Below are 18,496 nucleotides of genomic sequence, written 5' to 3' on the forward strand. Positions count from 1 at the left end.
GGATCAGCTGGTTGGCCAAAGGGGTAGCTGTGGCTGGTCCGTGTCCGACGGGCCAACGAGGTGCTGTCGATGCAGCGCGCGGATGTCGCCCGGGCTGACGTCGAGAACTTCGGCCAGGCGGCGGAAGGCCAGATAGGCGACGCCCCGGGCCCGGGCATCGACGCAGTACTTCTCGGCCTCCCGCAGCAGGGTGGCAGCCGACCTGGCTGATCGCGACGAGCGCATTGCCGCCGCCTTCTTACGCTCGTAGTCGATCTCCGAGAAGCCCCGGACGCGTCGAATGACTTCCTCCGCCTCATCCAGGGTCGTGGTGTCGGCGAGCGCGGCGACGTACGGCGCGTTCTCCGCGAGGGAAGTCAGACCGACGACATGGACCTCGGCGCTACGAGGGCCGAGGTCAAGGGCCAGGCCCTGGTCACGGATCTCGACTCGGCCGCGGATGCCGAGGGCAGACGCGACAAGAAGGGCTGTCACCTCGCTGGGATGCCAGGCGAGCAGGGGCACCGCGAACTCGACGTCTGACCTGGTCAGTGTGGTGAGGTGGCGGCCTCCCAGCGCGGCGACGCGGCCGAGCACCTCGGTTTCGGACAACTCGCCGTCCAGGCCAGGCCCGGCGGCGAGGACCTTGACCGGCACTGGCATTCCCAGGGCCGCGGCGGCAACCAACCCGTCGGCCAGTGGGCTTCGCAGTCCAGGCTCGTGGCCCGAGGCCATGACGTCACCGCCGACGTCGACGATCCACACCTCGTCGGCCGCGGTCACCTCGATCTGTTCGGCCAGCTGGCGGTGGAGGCCACCCGCACCGCCAGCCGGGTCAAGAAGGATGAGGCGCGCGGACGACTCGCCGGCGAGTCTTGGCAGCATCGACCGGCCGGCGGGCACGGTGTCGCTGGCGGGGGTGATCTCGTGGCTATGCCGGCCGGCGGCGAGCAGGCCGGTGAACCCTTCTGGCCCGCGTGGCCCTGGCAGTGGATCGACCCGCAGCCGTTCCCAGGCGTATGTGAGCACGACGGGCGGCGGATCGCCGGACCGAAGGGCGCGATGCACCATCGCCGCCGCGAGCGCATCGCCGCCACCACCAGCTGCCACGAGCAGCACACCCACGGCGTGAAGGCTACGCGGAGATCACCCCGGTCCCGCGGAACGCGGAGATCACCCCGGTCCCGCGGAACGCGGAGATCACCCCGGTCCCGCGGAACGCGGAGATCACCCCGGTCCCGCGGAACGCGGAGATCACCCCGGTCCCGCGGAACGCGGAGATCACCCCGGTCCCGCGGAACGCCGTCGGGCGCTGGGCGCCCTCGGCTGGTGATGAGCTAGACCACTTCTAGTGGATCTTTGTTGGCCGGGCGTCGACGTCCGATCTGGGAGGCGGACCGTACCTTGATCGCGAGCCGGGTGCGCATCAATCGGACACACGAGGGTCTGGTGCGCTGCTCCCATACCCACCTGGCGATCATGCGCCGAGTTTCGCCCGTCGAGGACGAGTGATCGCTCGCTAGGTATGGGGCCTGGTGTCTGGTGGATCGGCGGGAGCCACTCCCGACAAGATCCGCGGGAAGGTCTCTAGGTCTGCTCGCAGCGGCGCTTGAGGCTTTGGGCTTCGGTGTCGACGTAGCGGCGGGTCTGGCGGCCGGTGAGTAGGCCGACCAGCGGGGCGAGCGGGCCCGACTGGCGGATGCTGAGCGTCACGGTCACCCCGTCCCCTGGGGCGCCCGTCGGATCGGCTAGACCTATCCGGGGAGTCGGGACGTCTTTGGCGTCCCCAGCGTCCCCCGCGGCCTTCGCCTCCTCGATGCGGTGGTCGGCGACGGTCCGCACACCCCCGCTGGACGACGCCCAGGAGAACGAGTGGGCTGGGTTCCAGTCGACGATGGTCCAGCTCAGCGTCGGCAGCTTCGGCTGCTTGATGCTGACGACGTCGCCCTTGGCCAGTTCGCCGGCCGGGCCGTCGGCGCCGGGGACGTACTCGGGCGCGGACTCGACCCGCAGCACCTGGCTCACCGTCGGCGTCCACTCCGGCCAGCGCTCGACGTCCCGCAGCACCGCCCAGACCTTCGCCGCGGACGCGGCGATCCAGACGGATGTCTCGTAGTACACGGCGTCCTCCTGGTTCACTGCCCGCCCGGCGGACCGCCGGTGCCGCGGTGCGGGCCATGTCGTACCGCCGATGATCCATCGACGACGGGCCATGGCACTCCTACTACCCTGCTCGGTCGCGAGCCGTACGCGGACAGGCAGTCCCGGCCACCCCGGCCGCACAAGGGCCACAAAGGGTCGCGAACCGCTACGACCTACGCTGATGGCCATGGGCCACACATCTGTCGCTGACCGCGACCACGCGCGCGGCGCGACAGCCCAATGACCCGCGTCGACATCGAGTACCGCACCGGCGTGCGCGGGCGGATCGCGGCGGGGGCTCGGCTGGTCGGGAGCTGGGACGCGGACGGCCGGCCGAGCGACGCGTGGGCCTCGACGCCGATGGTGGCGACCGTCGGACCGGATGGCTGCACGGCGTTCCGGGCCAGTGTGACTCTCGATGTCCACACGCCTACCACCTTCCGCTGGGGCGTGTGGCTGGTACGCGACGATGGGTCGCAATTCTGGGGAATCCCCGGTGAAGTAGCGGACCCGGCCTCCACGGACCAGGTCCGTACGCTTGCGCTCGGGCCGGACGCCCCGGCTGAGGTGAGCACTACCTTCACGCTCAGCGGTCATCACTTCCTTGGCGCCGTTCCGGTCACCGTCCCCGCCGACGACGTGCGGGACGGCGCTGCCGGGGGTGTCGGGGGCGAGCACGGGAGCGACGGCGAGAGCGAGAGCGAAGGCACGGGCCCCACGGCGGACGCGGAGCGAATCCTGTTCCGGGTCTGGGCGCCATACGCCAGGGCCGTCGAGGTCGCGTTCGGCGGCGAGAGCGGCTACATCGCCGACGACGGCCATGGCGAGGACGCGGCCATCGCCCACCTACCGATGCGGCCGGGGCCGGACGGGGTGTGGGAGGCCTCGGCGGAGGGATTCGCCGACTGGGCGGGACGGCGTTACCTCTACCGGGTTACCCGGGAGGACGGCTCGGTTGCCTGGCGCACGGATATGTACTCCCGCCAGCAGTGCGGAGGCGGCGACGTCAATCCGCGCGGCGCGCACTACGACGGGACGGCGGCCGACCTGGACGGAACCGTCAGCTGCTCGGTGGTCGTCGACGCCCGGCCCCAGCCGGCGGACTTCTGGGCCGACGAGCTCGACCCGGCCCGCCCGGTGCCGCGCCGGGTCGAGGAACTGGTCATCTATGAGCTGCACGTCGGCGCCCTCGGCTTCGGGGAGACGCGGGCGGGCACGTTCGCCGACGCGGTCGCCTTCGTCGACTATCTCGCCGACCTCGGCGTCAACGCCGTCGAGCTGCTGCCGGTGCTCGAGTTCAGCGGCACCCGTTCCTGGGGATACGGCACCTCGCATTTCCTCGCCGTGGAGAAAAGCGCCGGCGGCCGGGAGGGGCTTGCCGGCTTCGTCCGCGCCTGCCACCGCCGCGGCATCGCGGTTCTCGTGGACCTCGTCTTCAACCACTACACGCAGGACGCCGAGCGGGCCGCCTGGATGTACGGCACCACGACGCCCAGCCACAACGCGTACTACTGGTATGAAGGCACCGACGCCGACCACGCCGGTTTCCCGGACGGCGGTTACGTCGACAACCTCTCCTCCGGCTACGCGCCCCGCTACCGCGAGGAACAGGTGCGCGCGCTGTTCGTAGCGAGCGCCGTCGCGCTCCTCGAGGAGTTCCACGTGGACGGCTTCCGGCTGGACCAGACGACGTCGATCCACCTGTATAACGCGCTGCACGCGGACGGCCGGCCGGCCGCGGCGACGAACGTCGCCGGCCGCAAGTTCCTGCGCGAGCTCTGCCAGACGCTGAAGACCGTCGCTCCGGACGTCATCCTCATCGCCGAGGACCATTCCGGCTGGGACGCGGTGACCCGCCCGGCGCCGGCGGGCGGCCTCGGTTTCGACGCCCGTTGGTATGTGGACTTCTACCACCACCTGATCGGGGACAAGGGCGAGGGACCGGAGTATGCGCGGCTCCTCGAGACCGCCGGCAACGACCTCACCGGCCCGCTGGCGATGGGCCTTTTCGCCGGGGCGCTGGCCGGCGCGGCGGACAGGACGGTCGTCTACCCGGAAAGCCATGACGAGGCGGGAAACTCGGAGCACTCGGAGCGCAACATACTGGTCGCGGTGAACGACGCGCCGCTCGTCGGGGAGACCCGCTGGTACGCCGAGGCGAGAATCCGCTGCGTCACCGCGCTGTCCCTGCTCGCCCCGGGCACACCGATGTTCCTCATGGGCGACGAGGTCGGAGCCACCAAGGCGTACACCTACGACCATTTCACCGAGGACAAGGAGGATCTCCACGGGCTGCGCGAAGGAACCGGCGCGGGCCTGTTCGCCGCCCACCGCGACCTGGCCGGCCTCCGGCTCGCCTCGCCCGCCGCGAAGTCCCGCGACATCGAGATCCTGCACACGAACGACCCCGCCCGGCTGATCGCCTTCCGCCGCTGGTCCGGCCCGGCCGGCGAGAGCCGGGGCGAGGAGCTGCTCGTCGTCGTAAGCCTGAACAACGCCCCGTTCCCGAGCTACCTGCTGCGTCACCCGTCGTTGTCGGGCACCCCCTGGCGCCTACAGCTGAACACCGACGCCGCGATCTACGGCGGCCGAGGCGCTCCGGCGGCCGAGGCACTCGCCCCGACGGCCGACGGCACGGTGGACCTTGCCCTGCCCGCCGTCGCCGCCCTGGTCTTCGAGCGGACGAACGCCGGCTGAGGACCCGCTCGCCCTTGTTCTCCTGGGGACGGTGGCCGCCGGAGGTGCGAAGGAAGAACATTTTCGCACCTCCTTTGGCCCTCTAGGTGACGGGGGCGAGGTCCGCTCGTAGCGAGGCCTCCAGGTCGCCCTTTTCGCCATGGGAAGCGGCGCGGGAGCCGTAGATCCAGACATAGGCCACGAACAGCCCCCAAGCCAGCACGCCGATGCCGATCCGGACGGCGGTCGGCAGACCGGACGGCGTCACGAAGGCCTCGATCACGCCCGAGAGAGCGAGCGCGACCGCGAGCCCGATCGCGATCGACACGGCCGCGCGGCCCTCCGCCGCGAGCGCCTCCGACCGGCGCCGGCCGCCCGGCGCGATGATCGACCAGCCGAGCCGCAGGCCGACCGCTCCGGCGACGAAGACGACCGTCAGCTCCAGCAGCCCGTGCGGCAGGATCAACGAGAAGAACTGGCCGCTCTCGCCGCAGCTCGACATATAGCCGCCGACGACGCCGAGGTTCAGCGAGTTCTCCAGCAGGACGACCAGCGTCGGCAGGCCGAGCAGCGCCCCGAGCGCGATCGCCTGCGCGGACACCCAGGCGTTGTTCGTCCAGATCTGGCTCGCGAACGAGCCCGCCGGGTTCTCGCTGTAGTAGGACGCGAAGTCGTGACGGCACAGCTGGGCCACGTCGTCCGGCGGGACCAGCCGCGCCTGCGCCGTCTGGTCGTAGACGACCCACAGCGCGCACGCCAGGGCGAACAGCAGGCAGAGGGCAGTAGTCGCGATGGCCCACCACCTGCGCGCGTAGACCGCGGCGGGGAAGGTGATGGTGAAGTAGCGGGCGACCACGTGCCAGCCGGGGTCGGCGGTGCCGGTCACGGCCGCGCGGGCGCGGATCACCAACGCGGAAAGGTCGTCGACCATGGCCTGGTCGCGCGAGCGGCTCCTGATCACCGACAGCTGGGTGGCAACCCGCTGGTAGAGCTCGACCAGCTCCTCCAGCTCCTCGCGCGGCATCTTGCGGGGCCGGTTCGCCTGGTCAACGAGGTAGCGCAGCCGAAACCACTCCGGCCGGTGGACAGCGACGTATGCGTCCAGGTCCATCAGTCTGCCCACTCTTCCCAGCCGCCGCGCCGTGTGAGACGTCAGCCATCCACGATCCTCGACCGTCCGTGCTCCACGGTCACGGCCACCGCCACAGCCACATCCGTCCGCGCGCGCACTCACCCCGAGCACCGAAATACTGTCAGACCCCTTGCCGCTCCTGACGACCCCCGTCGCCCACCCGACCCGCCGGCACCGGCGACCGGCCAGGGCCACGAGGCCGGTCGAGAAAGCGACCCAGGGGGTGGCGGGCGGCGTCGATGGACGACGATGTACGGGCGCCGGCCAGCGATGACGGCGGTCGGCAGAGCGGAAGGAACCCCACCATGGGCGAGCATCGGGGCGCGCGGGGCGCGGCCGGATGAGCCAGGTCGTCACCGGCGAGGCGGTCGCCATCGACCTGCGGCCGGCCCAGCTCGGCTCCCGCATGATCGCCGGGCTCGTCGACCTGTTCATCCAGCTGTTCGTGCTTTACAGCGTGCTGGTGTTCACGCTGGTGGCGGTCAACCCACAGGACGAGGCCCTGGCCGTCGCGGTCGTCATCGTCGTCTACGTCGCGACGATGCTCGGCTACCCGGTGATCTTCGAGACGTTCCTGCGCGGCCGGACCGTCGGCAAGATGCTGATGAAGCTGCGCGTCGTGCGCGACGACGGCGGGCCGGTCCGCTTCCGCCACGCGTTCGTCCGCGGGCTCATCGGGGCGGTCGTCGAGCGGCCGGGTGCCCTGTTCGGGCTGCCAGCGGTCATGGCGATGCTGTTCTCCCACCGCTCCAAGCGGCTCGGCGACCTGTTCGCCGGCACCGTCGTGATCCACGAAGGGGTGCCGTCGATGGCCGGGGTGGTGCCAGCGGTGCCGGCGCCGCTCGCGGGCTGGGTCGTCGGGCTGGACCTCACCGGCCTCGACGACGAGCTGACCGGCACCGTGCGCGGTTTCCTCGGCCGGGTGCACGAGCTGTCCCCCGAGGCCCAGGAGCGGATCGGCGCGGACCTCGTCGCCCAGGTCCGCGCCGTCGTCACCCCGCCGCCCCCGCCGGGCACTCCCGGGTGGGCGTATCTGTCGGCGGTGCTGGCCGAGCGGACCCGCCGGTCCTACCGCCGGCTGCGCGCGGTCTCCCGGGCCCGGTACGGGCCGGGAGAGATCCCGGGCGTGCCGCTCCACTACTACCCGGGGCACCTGCTGACGCCCGAGGTCCTCGCCCCGCCCCCGCCGCCTGCCTACGTCGGGCCTCAGCCGCCCGGTGGCTACCCGATCCCCGGCCCGCCGTCCGGCAGTCCGTACCGTTGATACGAGCCGGCAAGGCTGACATCGTCATGGCAGAATTTCGGCCGCGCTTGCCCTGGAAAATCCGATCAACCTGACAAGTTGATGTCAAGGCCTCCCTCCACCGATTGACCAGGTGAGAGCTACGGCCCACCGGCACGCCCGGCCCTTCCACAGCCGGTAGCCAATCTGCGGGAACCCCGCGGAAGGTCGGCGCGGAAGGGCACGGGTTCAGGAACCGTGCCGCCACGAGTTCAGATACTCGACCTGGGTCGGCGTGAGCCTGTCGATCTCAAGGCCCATTGTCTCGATCTTGAGGCTGGCGACCCGCTTGTCGATCTCCACCGGGACGTCGTGGACGCCCGGCGCGAGCGACCGCGCGGCCTTCGTCAGCCACTCGGCGGTCAGCGCCTGGTCCGCGAACGACATGTCCATCACGGCCGCCGGGTGGCCCTCCGCCGCGCCGAGGTTGACCAGCCTTCCCTCCGCGAGCAGCAGCACCCGCCGGCCGTCGGCGAGCACGTACTCGTCGGTGCTCGGCCGGACGCGGCGCGGGCCATGGGTGGCAAGCGCGGCGAGCCCATTGACGTCGACCTCCACGTCGAAGTGCCCGGAGTTCGCCAGGATCGCGCCGTCGCGCATCAGCTCGACGTGCTCGGGCCGGATGACGTCCCGGTTGCCGGTGACCGTAATGAAGACGTCGCCTACCGCCGCCGCCTTCGCCATCGGCAGCACCCGGAAGCCGTCCATGGCCGCGTCGAGGGCCTTGGTGGGGTCGATCTCGGTGACGACCACGTTGGCGCCCATCCCCTTGGACCGCGACGCGACGCCTCGGCCGCAGTAGCCATAGCCGGCGACGACCACCGTCTTGCCCGCGAGCAGCGTGTTCGTGGCCCGGAAGATGGCGTCCAGGGTGGACTGGCCGGTGCCGTAGCGGTTGTCGAACATGTGCTTGGTGTCGGTGTCGTTGACCGCGACCACCGGGAAGCGCAGGGCACCCTCGGCCGCCATCCGGCGCAGCCGGATCACCCCGGTCGTGGTCTCCTCGCAGCCCGCGAGCACGCCGTCGAGCACGTCCTGGCGGGCGGTGTGCAGGGTGTTGACCAGGTCGCAGCCGTCGTCGAAGACATAGTGCGGGGCGAGATCGAGGGCGGCGTCGATGTGCGCGTAGTACCCGTCGCGATCGACCCCGTTGCGGGCGTACGTCGACACGCCGTACTCGGCGACCAGCGCCGCGGCCGTGTCGTCCTGGGTGGACAGCGGGTTCGACGCACACAGCACCACGTCGGCGCCGCCGGCGACCAGGGCACGCATCAGGTTCGCGGTCTCGGTCGTGACGTGCATGCAGGCGGCGATCCTGGCGCCGGTGAAGGGCCGCTCGCGGGCGAAGCGGGCGCGCATCTGGCGCAGCACCGGCATGGCCCGGTCGGCCCATTCGATGCGGGCGACGCCCTGCTCGGCCAGCGAGAGGTCGGCGACATCGTGCCTGGGCAGGCTGGTCGCGGGCGCGACCGAGGCGGCGGTGGAGGTCGTCGCGGTCATGGTGCTGCCGCCTCTCGTCTCGGTCAGTCACGCGCTCCGGGCGGGCGAAGCCTAGGCGGCCGGAGATCCGCTCCAGGGGGTCAGGCACGGCGCCGGCCACGCCGGCACGGCGGGCACGGCTGGGCACGGTGGGTTGTGGCGCGGCGCCGTACCGGAGACGACGATCCAGCCGGGAGGCGGGAGCTGTCAATGAACCTGACAGAGAGCTGTAAGTTTCCGTGCCAACGAAGGTTGAACCCGGCTACGCTTCGGCCCGTGGTCGCTCCTCAAGCCGGCGCAAACCGGGCAGCCTCATGGCCGGCAGGTCCGCGACGGGCCTTCATGGAGGCCCAGGTGCGGGAGGAACGGTTCGTGCGGGAGGTGCTCGACCGGCTGCGAGCGCGCATCCGGCTACGGCCGGAGCAGCGGCTGCCGATCGCCAAGGCCGCCGACGTGCTGGACACGACACCGCGGATGCTGCGTTACCGGGAGTCGCTCGGGCTGGTGACACCCGCCCGGTCGCCGGGCGGGCACCGCGAGTACGGCGAGCGCGAGCTGCTCACCGCCGCCTACGCCGACGAGCTGGAGCGCCGCTACCAGATCAGCCCCAGCGATCTGGCATTCGCGGTGCGGGTGCTGGCCGAGCCCGCCGTCGCGGCCGACGTCCGCCGCCTCGGCGAGCTCACCCGCCGCATCAACACGCCCCCGCCGGTCGCCGCCCTCGACTTCGAGGCCCAGAAGGCCCGCCGCCTCCTCGACCTCCCCTGAGGCGGCGGGCGCTGGACGCGCCGCCCTGCCTGTCGGACGCTGAGCGTCCTCCCAGCGTGGTACCGGGCACAGGCGTATGACCGTGGTGATGCGGGTGCCGAGCTGAGGACGTGGCCGAGTTGGCGCTGCGCTAATGGCGCCGTCACTGTCTTGTGGCTGGGTAGCGCTGACAGGTTGCCGGCGTGGCGTTGCGGCTGCCGGGCGCGTCAACGGACCCACGCCCAGCGGTGGCTGGGCGCGCATGGCTGTCGGGGCCGCGGGTCTCGGGCGGACACACCGAACATCCCGGCGGCAATGGGGGACCATCAGGCGGGCAACCTTATGACCCATAGCTAGGCACTTACGGTGACGCGCATGCAGCCTTCCGTAGTCGACAGGCCCGTCCGGTACGGTTGTCCTTGCTCGCGACGAACCATTTGCGCGGGCGCGGACCGGCCAGCGGGCACCAGCCCATCCACGCGTCGGCCGGCCGTGGACCTGGCCAGCCGACGAGGCCGGACAGGGCAACGGCCACCAGACTGGACGCCGTACGGCGACCTTCCGGCGGCTCGCGCATGCTTGACAGGTCCACCGACACGTCCCCGGCCTCGCCCGGCCGGGCCGACGTCACTGATCTCCTGCTGGGGGTGACGGCCACGGCTGCCGGACGGGACACGCAGACTCCGGTGACGCCGACTGGGCGGGCCGCGCGCCGCGCCGCGGGCACGGCGCCAGCACGCCGGCACGCCGGCCGCTCCGCCCAGAACGGCGGCACCGGGCCGAAGGGCCGGACCGCGCGAGACGGCCGGGTCGCCCGGGTGGCGGGCCGGGGCGGCGCGGCGGGCGGGTCGAGCAGCCTGAGCGGCCTGCTGGAGGATCCGGGGCCGCCGGAGCCACCGCGCCGGAGCCGGTCGTGGTTCGCCAAGCGGGGCGTGGTCCTCTCGTTGTCGATCGGCCTGGTCATGGCGCTGTTCGCGCTGCCCGTGGTCGCCGGTGCCGGGCTGTTCGCGAAGGCGTCGGCTGACCACTTCATGGGCCTGCCGGCCGACCTGCTGACGCCGCCGCTGCCGCAGAACTCGCAGATCCTCGCGGCCGACGGAAGCGTGATCGCCACGCTCCACGGCGAGCAGAACCGGGTCCTCGCCAAGCCCGAGGAGATCCCGCAGGTCATGCGGCAGGCGATCGTCGCGATCGAGGACTCCCGGTTCTACGAGCACGGCGGGTACGACTCGAAGGGCATGCTGCGGGCGCTGCTGCGTAACAGCGAGTCCGGCGACGTGCAGCAGGGCGCCTCGACGCTGACCCAGCAGTACGTCAAGAACGTGCTACTGCAGAACGCGCGCACCCCTGAGGAGCGCGCGGCGGCGATCGACACCTCCGTGTCCCGCAAGCTCCAGGAACTGCGCTACGCGACCACGCTGGAGAAGGAGCTGTCGAAGGACGAGATCCTCGTCCGCTACCTCAACATCGCCTACTTCGGCGACGGCGCCTACGGCATCGGCACCGCCGCGCAGCACTTTTTCGGCGTCAACGTCTCCAAGCTGACGCTGGTGCAGGCGGCGCTGCTCGCGGGCCTGGTGCAGAGCCCGTCGCGCTACAACCCGGTACTCAACCCCAAGGACGCGATGACGCGGCGCAACGACGTCCTCGACCGGATGGTCACGTCGAAGTTCATCTCGGCGACGCAGGCCGAAGGCGCCAAGCAGATGCCGATCACGCTGAACATCACCAGCGGCAGCTCCGTCGACTCCTGCGCCGAGGCGTCCGTGACCGCACCGTTCTTCTGCGACTACGTCCGTACGCAGCTCCTCGCGAGCAAGGCGCTCGGCGATACCCAGGACGAGCGCGACCGCCAGGTCTACGAGGGCGGCCTGCAGATCCACACCACCCTGGACCCGAAGGTCCAGGCGGCGGCACAGGCCGCTGTCGACGCCACCGTAGGCAAGGGGAACCGGGTCTCGGCCACCGAGGTCATCGTCCAGCCCGGCACAGGCAACATCCTCGCGATGGCCGTCAACCGGGACTTCGGTGACGACGCTTCCAAGTTCCAAACGAAGATCAATCTAGCGACCCACGAAAGCTTTGAGCCCGGATCGACCTTCAAGGCGTTCACGATGGCCGAGGCGCTCGAGGAGGGCTACGGCCTGGGGACCCAGTTCTACTCGCCGGCCTGCGTCATAGTCGACGAGTTCCCACTCGCGGGCCGCGGCGAGGAGGGCGGCGACGACTGCGCGAACAAGGGCTACTCGAACGCCGAGCCGAACGAGGCCGGTACCTTCGACATGAGCGAGGCGACCTGGAAGTCGGTCAACACCTACTACATCCAGCTGCTGGCGAAGGTCGGCGTCATGCCGACAGCGGCCCTGGCGAAGCGCCTCGGTATCCCGGACAGCGCGTATAAAGACCTGCCGAACGGGCTGGGCCCGTCCTTCGGTGGCCTGACGCTCAGCCAGCAGATGAAGATCTCCCCGCTCGTCATGGCCAACGCGTACGCGACGTTCGCCGCCGGGGGGATGTACTGCAAGCCCAGGTACGTGACGGCGGCGACCGACTCGTCCAACAAGAAGGTGGACATCGCGCCGGCACCGGACTGCACACAGGCCATCGACAAGAAGATCGCCGATACCGTCGCCAGCGTGCTTGCCGGCGTCGTCACCAAGGGCACCGGTACGAAGGCGGCGATCGGTCGGCCCGCGGCCGGCAAGACCGGGACGAACGACGACTTCACCAGCGCCTGGTTCATCGGCTTCACCCCGCAGATGTCCTCCGCGGTGGCGGTCGGCGACCCTCGGGGCAACTCCGTCCAGAACGCGCTGGTGAACGTCCAGGCGGACGGACAGACGTGGCTGCACGTGTTTGGCGGCGACCTGCCGGCGATCATCTTCAGCCGCACGCTGAAGCCGGCGCTGCAGGGCGTACCGGTCGAGCAGCTGCCGAAGGCGGACCCGAAGACCGCGCAGGGCACGAAGAGCGGCCTGCAGAACCCGGACAAGGTGCCGGCGCCCACCGTCACCCCCGGCCCCGGGATCATTCTCGGCCCAGACGGCCAGCCGCTCCCCGGCCAGCCCACGATCACCCCCCAGCTCCCTGGTCAGCCCAGCGACGGCCAGCCCAACCCCTTCGAACAGGGCCAGGGCGACAACGGTCAGGGGACGGGCGGCCAGTGACCCCGTCGCCCAGGCGTGGGCGTCCCACACCCTGACCCGGACTCGTGGGGGGCCCGCCGGCCACCGCGGGGGCCCCGGGGGGGGCCCACCACCCGCCCCCCCGCGGGCGCGCCCCCCCCCGCCCCGGCGGCCCCCGACGATTCGCTCCACACTCCGGGCACAGTCAAGATCTAAGTAGTGTCAGCCGAGTGGGCCCGTCAGCGGACGCGGTCGAGGTCGTGGATGGCGGGTTCGAGGCTCGGGTCGATGCCGATCAGCATCGCCAGGTAGACCGAGGCATAGTCGAGCAGGCCGACCAGGGACGCCAGCCGCTCCACGGGATGGGAACCCGCCGCCGAGAGCTCCGTGACGCCGACGCCGCGCTCCGCGGCGACCCTGACCCCCGCATCGGCACGCCGGCTCACGTCCGGGTGCTCGCTGCCCGGGTCGCGCAGCAGGATCAGCCGCAGCCGGGTGGTGAGCTGGTCGTCGACCCGGTCGCGGAAGAAGTCGTCGAGGCCGTCGTCGTCACTGCTGGCGGCGGCGGCCGCGCGCGCGCCGAACACGCCGTCGAAGGCGGCGATCTGATAGATCGCCGGGTGCGGCAGACCGCCGTGCAGCACCGGGTACTTGGCGGTGACGGCGAGCTGGGTCGCCGCGCGGCTGGCCGCCGCGGCCGTGGCCGGCGACGTGCCCCAGATCATCGGCAGCGTGCCGGCGAGCTCCAGGGCGAGCAGCTTCGCCGGGTTGACGAACGACTCGCTGGACGGGCGGCTGCGAGTGGCGATCTCCTCCAGCCGCGCCGCCGCCGCCTCGGCACCCACGGCCGCGTTCCGGCAGACTCCGAGGGCCGCGCCGGCCACGAGCAGCGGGGTGGCCAACGCCCACAGGCTCGCTCGTTCCGGCCTGGCACCGTCGATCGCGACGAAAGGAGCCCTCGCCCGCTGGGCGAGGTAGTGCAGCGGTGTATCGGCCGGGCCGACGGCCAGGATCCGGCAGCCGCGCCGGTCGGCCTCCTCGACGGCGTTCAGCGTCAGCGGTGACCGGCCCGAACCGGAGATCGCGAGCACCACGTCGGCGACACCGACCCAGCCGGGCAGCCCGTGGTCGTGGTGGCCGATCACCGGGACCGGGCTGGTCGCTCCGGCCGCGGCGGCGAGCACGTCGGACGCGCCGGCCGCCGCGCCCGTGCCGACGACCAGCACGGCCCGCGGGCGCCCGTCGGCGCCCAGCCGGCCGGCGCCCGCCTCCTCGGCGAGGCGCCAGGTCTCACGGATCTGGCGGCCACCGGTCGCCAGCGCCCGCAGCAGCCCGCCGGGGTCGGCGGCGGCCAGTCGTTCCGGTTCGTCCAGGACGTGCTCGTCGACGTACACGTTGGTCGTCAACCGCTCTCGCGTCCCCAGCAATCCGGGGACCTCTCCGAGCCGGCGAACCCGGCCTCGCCGGGCATGTCAGGACGAGGCTGGCGCGGCGGGTTCCGGGAAGGGCGTCGCCTCGTCGAGCAGCATCACCGGAATGTCGTCACGCACCGGGAATGCAAGGTTGCAGGCGGTGCAGACGAGCACCGGGGCACCAGCCAGGGTGTCCTGGCGCAGCGGCGCGTGCTGCGGGCACGGGCACGCGAGAATCTCCAACAGCAGCGGATCGAGGCTCATCTTGGCAACTAGTCCCTTCCACCACGGATGCTGGCCAGGACCTCGTCCCGGAGCCGGCTCATGGTGTCATCATCCTCCGCCTCCACGTTGAGGCGCAGCAGCGGTTCGGTGTTGGACGGCCGCAGGTTGAACCAGGAGCCGTCCGCGAACGACATGGTCAGCCCGTCCAGGCGGTCGATGTCGGCCGCCTTGTCCGCGTAGGCGGCCTCGATCGCCGTCATCGACGCCTTCGCGTCGGCGACCTCGGAGTTGATCTCACCGGACGCGGCGTAGCGGGCGTAGCCGTCCAGCAGCGCCGACAGCGGCCGGTCCTGGCCGCCAAGCGCGGCGAGCACGTGCATCGCGGCGAGCATGCCCGAGTCGGCCCGCCAGAAGTCGCGGAAGTAGAAGTGCCCGGAGTGCTCGCCACCGAAGACGGCGCCGGTCCTGGCCATCTCGGCCTTGATGAACGAGTGCCCGACGCGGGTGCGCACCGGAGTACCGCCGAGCCTGATGACCAGCTCGGGGACGGCCTGGCTGACGATCACGTTGTAGATGATCGTGCCGCCCGGATCGCGGGCGAGTTCCCGCTCCGCGACCAGGCCGGTGATCGTCGACGGGGACACCAGCTCGCCGCGCTCGTCGACGACGAAGCAGCGGTCGGCGTCGCCGTCGAAGGCGAGACCGATGTCGGCACCGCTCTCCCGGACGGCGGCCTGCAGGTCGCGCAGGTTCTCCGGCTCGATCGGGTTCGCCTCGTGGTTCGGGAAGCTGCCGTCCAGCTCGAAGTACAGCGGGACCAGCTCGACGGGCAGGCCGGCGAAGGCGGCCGGGACGGTGAACCCACCCATGCCGTTGCCCGCGTCCACGGCGACCTTCAACGGTCGGATGCCGGACAGGTCGACGAGGGCGCGCAGGTGGGCGACGTAGGCGTCGCGCAGGTCGACCTCGCGCACCGCGCCCCTGCGCCCGGCGGGCTCGGGGACGCCGTTCGCGACCATGTCGCGGATCTCGGCGAGGCCGGTCTCCTGGCCGATGGGCGCGGCGCCCGCGCGGCACATCTTGATGCCGTTGTACTTGGCCGGGTTGTGCGACGCCGTGAACATCGCGCCGGGGATGTTCAGCGAGCCGGCGGCGAAGTAGAGCAGATCCGTCGAGCCGAGGCCGGCGAGCACGACGTCGGCGCCCTGGCTGGTCGCGCCGTCGGCGAACGCGCCGGACAACGGAACGGACGAGTCCCGCATGTCGTGGGCTATGACGATCTCGGTGGCGCCGGTCAGCCGGACGAACGCCGCGCCGGTAGCGCGCGCGATGTCAGCGTCGAACTCGGACGGCACGACTCCGCGCACGTCATACGCCTTGAAGATCCGGGCGAGGTCAAGCCCCATTGCCCTCCACCTTCCGCACCCCGTCTCGCGGTCGGCGCTCTCCGCCGCGGCTGGCTGTCTCTGTATGCGCGCTGTACGCGCTGCTGGTGCCCGGGCGGTCCCCGGCAACGCGACCGACCCTATCGGGCAGGTCCGGCCACTCCGCCAGGCACCCACGGACGGCCAGCCAGAACGCCCGGCCGCGCCGGGCACGCCAGCCGCCGCGCCGCCCTTCAGTGCTTCTGGGGACGGGGGCCTCCGGAGGTGCGAAGGAGGAGCATTTTCGCACCTCCTTTGGCCCTCTAGGAGGTGCGTACGGCTCGCAGATGACCGCGGCGGCCCCCGCCGGGGTCATCCCGCGGAGGCTCCTCGGTCCCGGCCTGCACCGGGCCGTGGCCGGGCACTGGGCCATACCCGGGAACCGGGCCATAGCCCGGTGCCTCACCAGGCAGCGTCCCGGGCCTGGCGACCTCGCGGACGACGTCCGCGAGTGCTTCCAGGTCGTCGGTGGCCGGGTTCCGCGGGGGTTCCGGATCGAGGCGCACGACCGCCCAGCCCCGCGGCACGGTCAGCCGGTCGGCGTGCGGGCCGCACAGGTCGTACGAGTGAGGTTCCACGTACGGCGACAGCGGCCCGAGCACCGCGGTGGACTCCGCGTAAGCGTAGGTGAGCGTGGCAACCGCGACCGCGGAACAGGCCGAGCGGGAGCAACGCCGGGGCTTCACGTTCCGGACGGTAGACCCCGGAACGGGCGGCGGCCACAACCGCCCGCCGTGTCGCGCCCGAGACGGGGCGACTGTGACTTAACCTGACCCGATCCATCACTTTCCGTTGCCCAACAGCGGCATCCAGCAATAGCACAAGGTATTTAACCGATCACCCGGAGTCCCCGACCCCCTCGCGGTCACGCCGACGCGCCCACCTCACCCACATGCACCAGGAGAACGCCCAAAGACCGACAGCCGGGCGCGCGGCGTTACGCTGGGCCGGTGGTGGACGAAGCGCCGGCGCCCGAGCCGCTGCCCGCCGTGCGCTTTCCGACGCCCATGCGGCGGGCGATCCCCGCACGCCGCCGGCGGGACCGGCGTGGCCGCGGCATGCGCGGGACCCTGTTCCCACCGGACGTGCCGGCGTACTCGACCCGCGGCGAGCGGTTCGACGACCTCGTGCTCGACGCGGTCGAGCACCTCGACCTCCGCTGGTCCGACCAGCTCGCCGGGGTGGAGTTCGCGGTCGAGGACGTGCCTCCCGTGGGCGTCTCCGACGACGTCGTCCCGCTGGCCCTCTACCAGCCAGGCACCGGCCGCGGCCGGTCCGCGACGCCTCGGCGCATCGTGGTCTACCGCCGCCCTCTGGAGGCCCGCGCCGTCGACACCGAGGATCTCGCCGAGCTTGTCCTCGACGCGATCATCCACGAGGTGGCCGACATGCTCGGCGTCGACCCGGCCGTCATCGACCCCGAGGGCCACGGCTGGGGCGAAGAAGAGTGATGACAGACGCCCACGCCCAAGGCGCCGTCGTGGCGGGTGCTCACGTCCCCGCGTCACCCGAGCCCAAGGCCGCGAGCGACCCCGCCGGCGCCGGCCTGGCCTCCGGGCACGCGGCGGGCGACGTCGTGGCGGTGGCGCGCCTGCTGCCGGTGTACGGGCACGTGCAGCACTATGCGTGGGGCTCGCCAGACGCGATCTACGACCTGCTCGGCGAGGCGCCCGCGGGGCAGCCGGCCGCCGAGCTGTGGCTCGGCACCCATCCGGTCGCCCCGGCGGAGGTCGACGACGCCGGCCGCCGCCGCCCGGCCGCCGAGCTGATCGGCGCGCTGCCGTTCCTGCTCAAGGTGCTGGCCGCCGAGAAGGCACTCTCCCTCCAGGTCCACCCGGACCGGGGGCAGGCCCGCGCCGGCTTCGACGCGGAGGAGCGGGCCGGCGTCCCGCTGGACGCGCCGCGGCGCCGCTACCGCGACCCCAACCACAAGCCCGAGCTGATCGTCGCGCTCACCCCGTTCCGGGCACTGGCCGGGATCCGCGAGCCGGCGCGGACGCTCGCCGTCGTCAGGGCGTTCGGCGTCGCGGAGCTCTCGGCCGCGTTCCGGCCGCTCGACGCCGACCCTGCCCGCGGCGCGGCCGCCGTCCTGCGCACGCTGCTGACCCTGCCCCGCGAGCGCGGCCGGGCGCTCGCCAGCGAGCTCACCCGCGCGGCGTCAACCGTGGCGGCCCGCGGCGACGATGACGGGGACGTCGCTCGGGCTGCGGACCTGGTCGGCCGGCTCGCCGCCGCGCATCCCGGAGACGTCGGCATCGCCGCGGCGCTGCTGCTCAACGACGTCACCCTCAAACCGGGTGAGGCGCTGTTCCAGCCGGCGAGGCTACTGCACGCCTATGTCCACGGCGTCGGCATCGAGATCATGGCGACGTCCGACAACGTGCTGCGCGGCGGCCTGACCCCCAAGCACATCGACGTCGACGAGCTGCTGCGCCTGCTCGACCCGACGCCCTCGGACGCCCCCGTCCTCACCGCGAAGATCCTGCGTGCCGGTGGGGGCGGGCTGGTGCGCTACTGGCCGGTGCCCGTCGACGACTTCGTGCTCGCCGAGGCCATCTGCGCCGGCGGCGAGGTCACGCTGAACCGCCCGACGGTACTGCTCGCCGTCGACGGCACCGTGGACGTCCACACCACCGGCGACACCGCGGCCGGATCCCCGGCCGAGCCCCCGGCGGAGGCCGGACGGGCGGGAGGCGGGACTGGTGGCGACGGCCCGGCCGCCGCCGGCACGTCGATCCGCCTGGCCCGCGGGCAGGCGGCGGTGCTCACCGCGCCGGTCACGGTCACGCTGCGCGGCACCGGCCGTGTCTTCGCCGCCCGCCCCGGCACCCGGCCAGCCCCCCGGCCGGCCTAACGCCTCGCTCGGGCTACAT

At 72.0% G+C, this 18,496-nt stretch carries 15 protein-coding genes; 6 read left to right on the forward strand and 9 right to left on the reverse strand.

The window, feature by feature from the left end:
- Window positions 1-3 precede the first annotated feature (3 nt).
- From QOZ89_RS05255 to QOZ89_RS05265, 3 genes are all read right to left on the reverse strand, one after another.
- The gene (locus QOZ89_RS05255; RefSeq protein ID WP_312623130.1) at window positions 4-1,089 is read right to left on the reverse strand and encodes a DUF1152 domain-containing protein; all 1,086 of its coding nucleotides are present in this window, start codon (window positions 1,087-1,089) and stop codon (window positions 4-6) included.
- A gap of 25 nt (window positions 1,090-1,114) precedes the next feature.
- The gene (locus tag QOZ89_RS05260) at window positions 1,115-1,264 is read right to left on the reverse strand and encodes a hypothetical protein (RefSeq protein WP_312623131.1); all 150 of its coding nucleotides are present in this window, start codon (window positions 1,262-1,264) and stop codon (window positions 1,115-1,117) included.
- 302 nt (window positions 1,265-1,566) lie between these two features.
- A complete protein-coding gene (locus tag QOZ89_RS05265; RefSeq protein ID WP_312623132.1) occupies window positions 1,567-2,100 on the reverse strand; it encodes an SRPBCC family protein in 534 nt (177 codons plus the stop codon).
- Window positions 2,101-2,361: 261 nt separating this feature from the next.
- Between QOZ89_RS05265 and QOZ89_RS05270 the strand changes: the two genes are divergently transcribed.
- Window positions 2,362-4,818 carry an alpha-amylase family glycosyl hydrolase gene (locus QOZ89_RS05270; RefSeq protein WP_312623133.1) on the forward strand — a complete coding sequence of 819 codons (2,457 nt, stop codon included), beginning with the start codon at window positions 2,362-2,364 and terminating at the stop codon, window positions 4,816-4,818.
- 82 nt (window positions 4,819-4,900) lie between these two features.
- Here QOZ89_RS05270 and QOZ89_RS05275 read toward each other — a convergent pair whose 3' ends face one another.
- The gene (locus QOZ89_RS05275) at window positions 4,901-5,908 is read right to left on the reverse strand and encodes a stage II sporulation protein M (RefSeq protein ID WP_071050762.1); all 1,008 of its coding nucleotides are present in this window, start codon (window positions 5,906-5,908) and stop codon (window positions 4,901-4,903) included.
- A gap of 361 nt (window positions 5,909-6,269) precedes the next feature.
- Here QOZ89_RS05275 and QOZ89_RS05280 point away from each other — a divergent pair, with 361 nt between their 5' ends.
- Window positions 6,270-7,193 carry an RDD family protein gene (locus QOZ89_RS05280; RefSeq protein ID WP_071050754.1) on the forward strand — a complete coding sequence of 308 codons (924 nt, stop codon included), beginning with the start codon at window positions 6,270-6,272 and terminating at the stop codon, window positions 7,191-7,193.
- A gap of 207 nt (window positions 7,194-7,400) precedes the next feature.
- Here the strand turns inward: QOZ89_RS05280 and ahcY are convergent, their stop codons facing one another.
- On the reverse strand, window positions 7,401-8,711 hold the full coding sequence (gene ahcY / locus QOZ89_RS05285; protein WP_312623134.1) for an adenosylhomocysteinase: 1,311 nt from the start codon (window positions 8,709-8,711) through the stop codon (window positions 7,401-7,403).
- 333 nt (window positions 8,712-9,044) lie between these two features.
- Here ahcY and QOZ89_RS05290 point away from each other — a divergent pair, with 333 nt between their 5' ends.
- Window positions 9,045-9,458: a MerR family transcriptional regulator gene (locus QOZ89_RS05290; RefSeq protein WP_083419139.1), complete on the forward strand. Its 414-nt coding sequence runs from the start codon at window positions 9,045-9,047 to the stop codon at window positions 9,456-9,458.
- A 554-nt stretch (window positions 9,459-10,012) separates the two neighbouring features.
- Complete coding sequence (locus QOZ89_RS05295; protein ID WP_071050756.1) at window positions 10,013-12,604, forward strand: transglycosylase domain-containing protein; 2,592 nt, start codon at window positions 10,013-10,015, stop codon at window positions 12,602-12,604.
- Between the two features lie 197 nt (window positions 12,605-12,801).
- On the opposite strand, the gene QOZ89_RS05300 is transcribed toward QOZ89_RS05295, so the two are convergent.
- The 4 genes from QOZ89_RS05300 to QOZ89_RS05315 form a co-directional block, all read right to left on the reverse strand.
- A complete protein-coding gene (locus tag QOZ89_RS05300) occupies window positions 12,802-13,956 on the reverse strand; it encodes an SIS domain-containing protein (RefSeq protein WP_071050757.1) in 1,155 nt (384 codons plus the stop codon).
- Between the two features lie 78 nt (window positions 13,957-14,034).
- On the reverse strand, window positions 14,035-14,238 hold the full coding sequence (locus QOZ89_RS05305) for a Trm112 family protein (protein ID WP_071050758.1): 204 nt from the start codon (window positions 14,236-14,238) through the stop codon (window positions 14,035-14,037).
- Window positions 14,239-14,246: 8 nt separating this feature from the next.
- The gene (locus QOZ89_RS05310; RefSeq protein ID WP_071050759.1) at window positions 14,247-15,605 is read right to left on the reverse strand and encodes a phosphomannomutase/phosphoglucomutase; all 1,359 of its coding nucleotides are present in this window, start codon (window positions 15,603-15,605) and stop codon (window positions 14,247-14,249) included.
- Between the two features lie 281 nt (window positions 15,606-15,886).
- Window positions 15,887-16,309 carry a DUF3499 domain-containing protein gene (locus tag QOZ89_RS05315; RefSeq protein ID WP_312623137.1) on the reverse strand — a complete coding sequence of 141 codons (423 nt, stop codon included), beginning with the start codon at window positions 16,307-16,309 and terminating at the stop codon, window positions 15,887-15,889.
- Window positions 16,310-16,573: 264 nt separating this feature from the next.
- On the opposite strand from QOZ89_RS05315, the gene QOZ89_RS05320 reads away from it, so the two are divergent.
- Together QOZ89_RS05320 and manA are read left to right on the forward strand one after the other, a co-directional pair.
- Window positions 16,574-17,074, forward strand: a complete 501-nt coding sequence (locus QOZ89_RS05320) for a metallopeptidase family protein (RefSeq protein WP_241841958.1) — start codon at window positions 16,574-16,576, stop codon at window positions 17,072-17,074.
- Window positions 17,071-18,477: a mannose-6-phosphate isomerase, class I gene (gene manA, locus QOZ89_RS05325; RefSeq protein WP_312623138.1), complete on the forward strand. Its 1,407-nt coding sequence runs from the start codon at window positions 17,071-17,073 to the stop codon at window positions 18,475-18,477. The genes QOZ89_RS05320 and manA overlap by 4 nt, the downstream gene beginning before the upstream one ends.
- Window positions 18,478-18,496 lie beyond the last annotated feature (19 nt).

The sequence above is a fragment of the Pseudofrankia coriaricola genome, from assembly GCF_032027725.1.
In the GTDB taxonomy this organism is placed as follows: domain Bacteria; phylum Actinomycetota; class Actinomycetes; order Frankiales; family Frankiaceae; genus Pseudofrankia.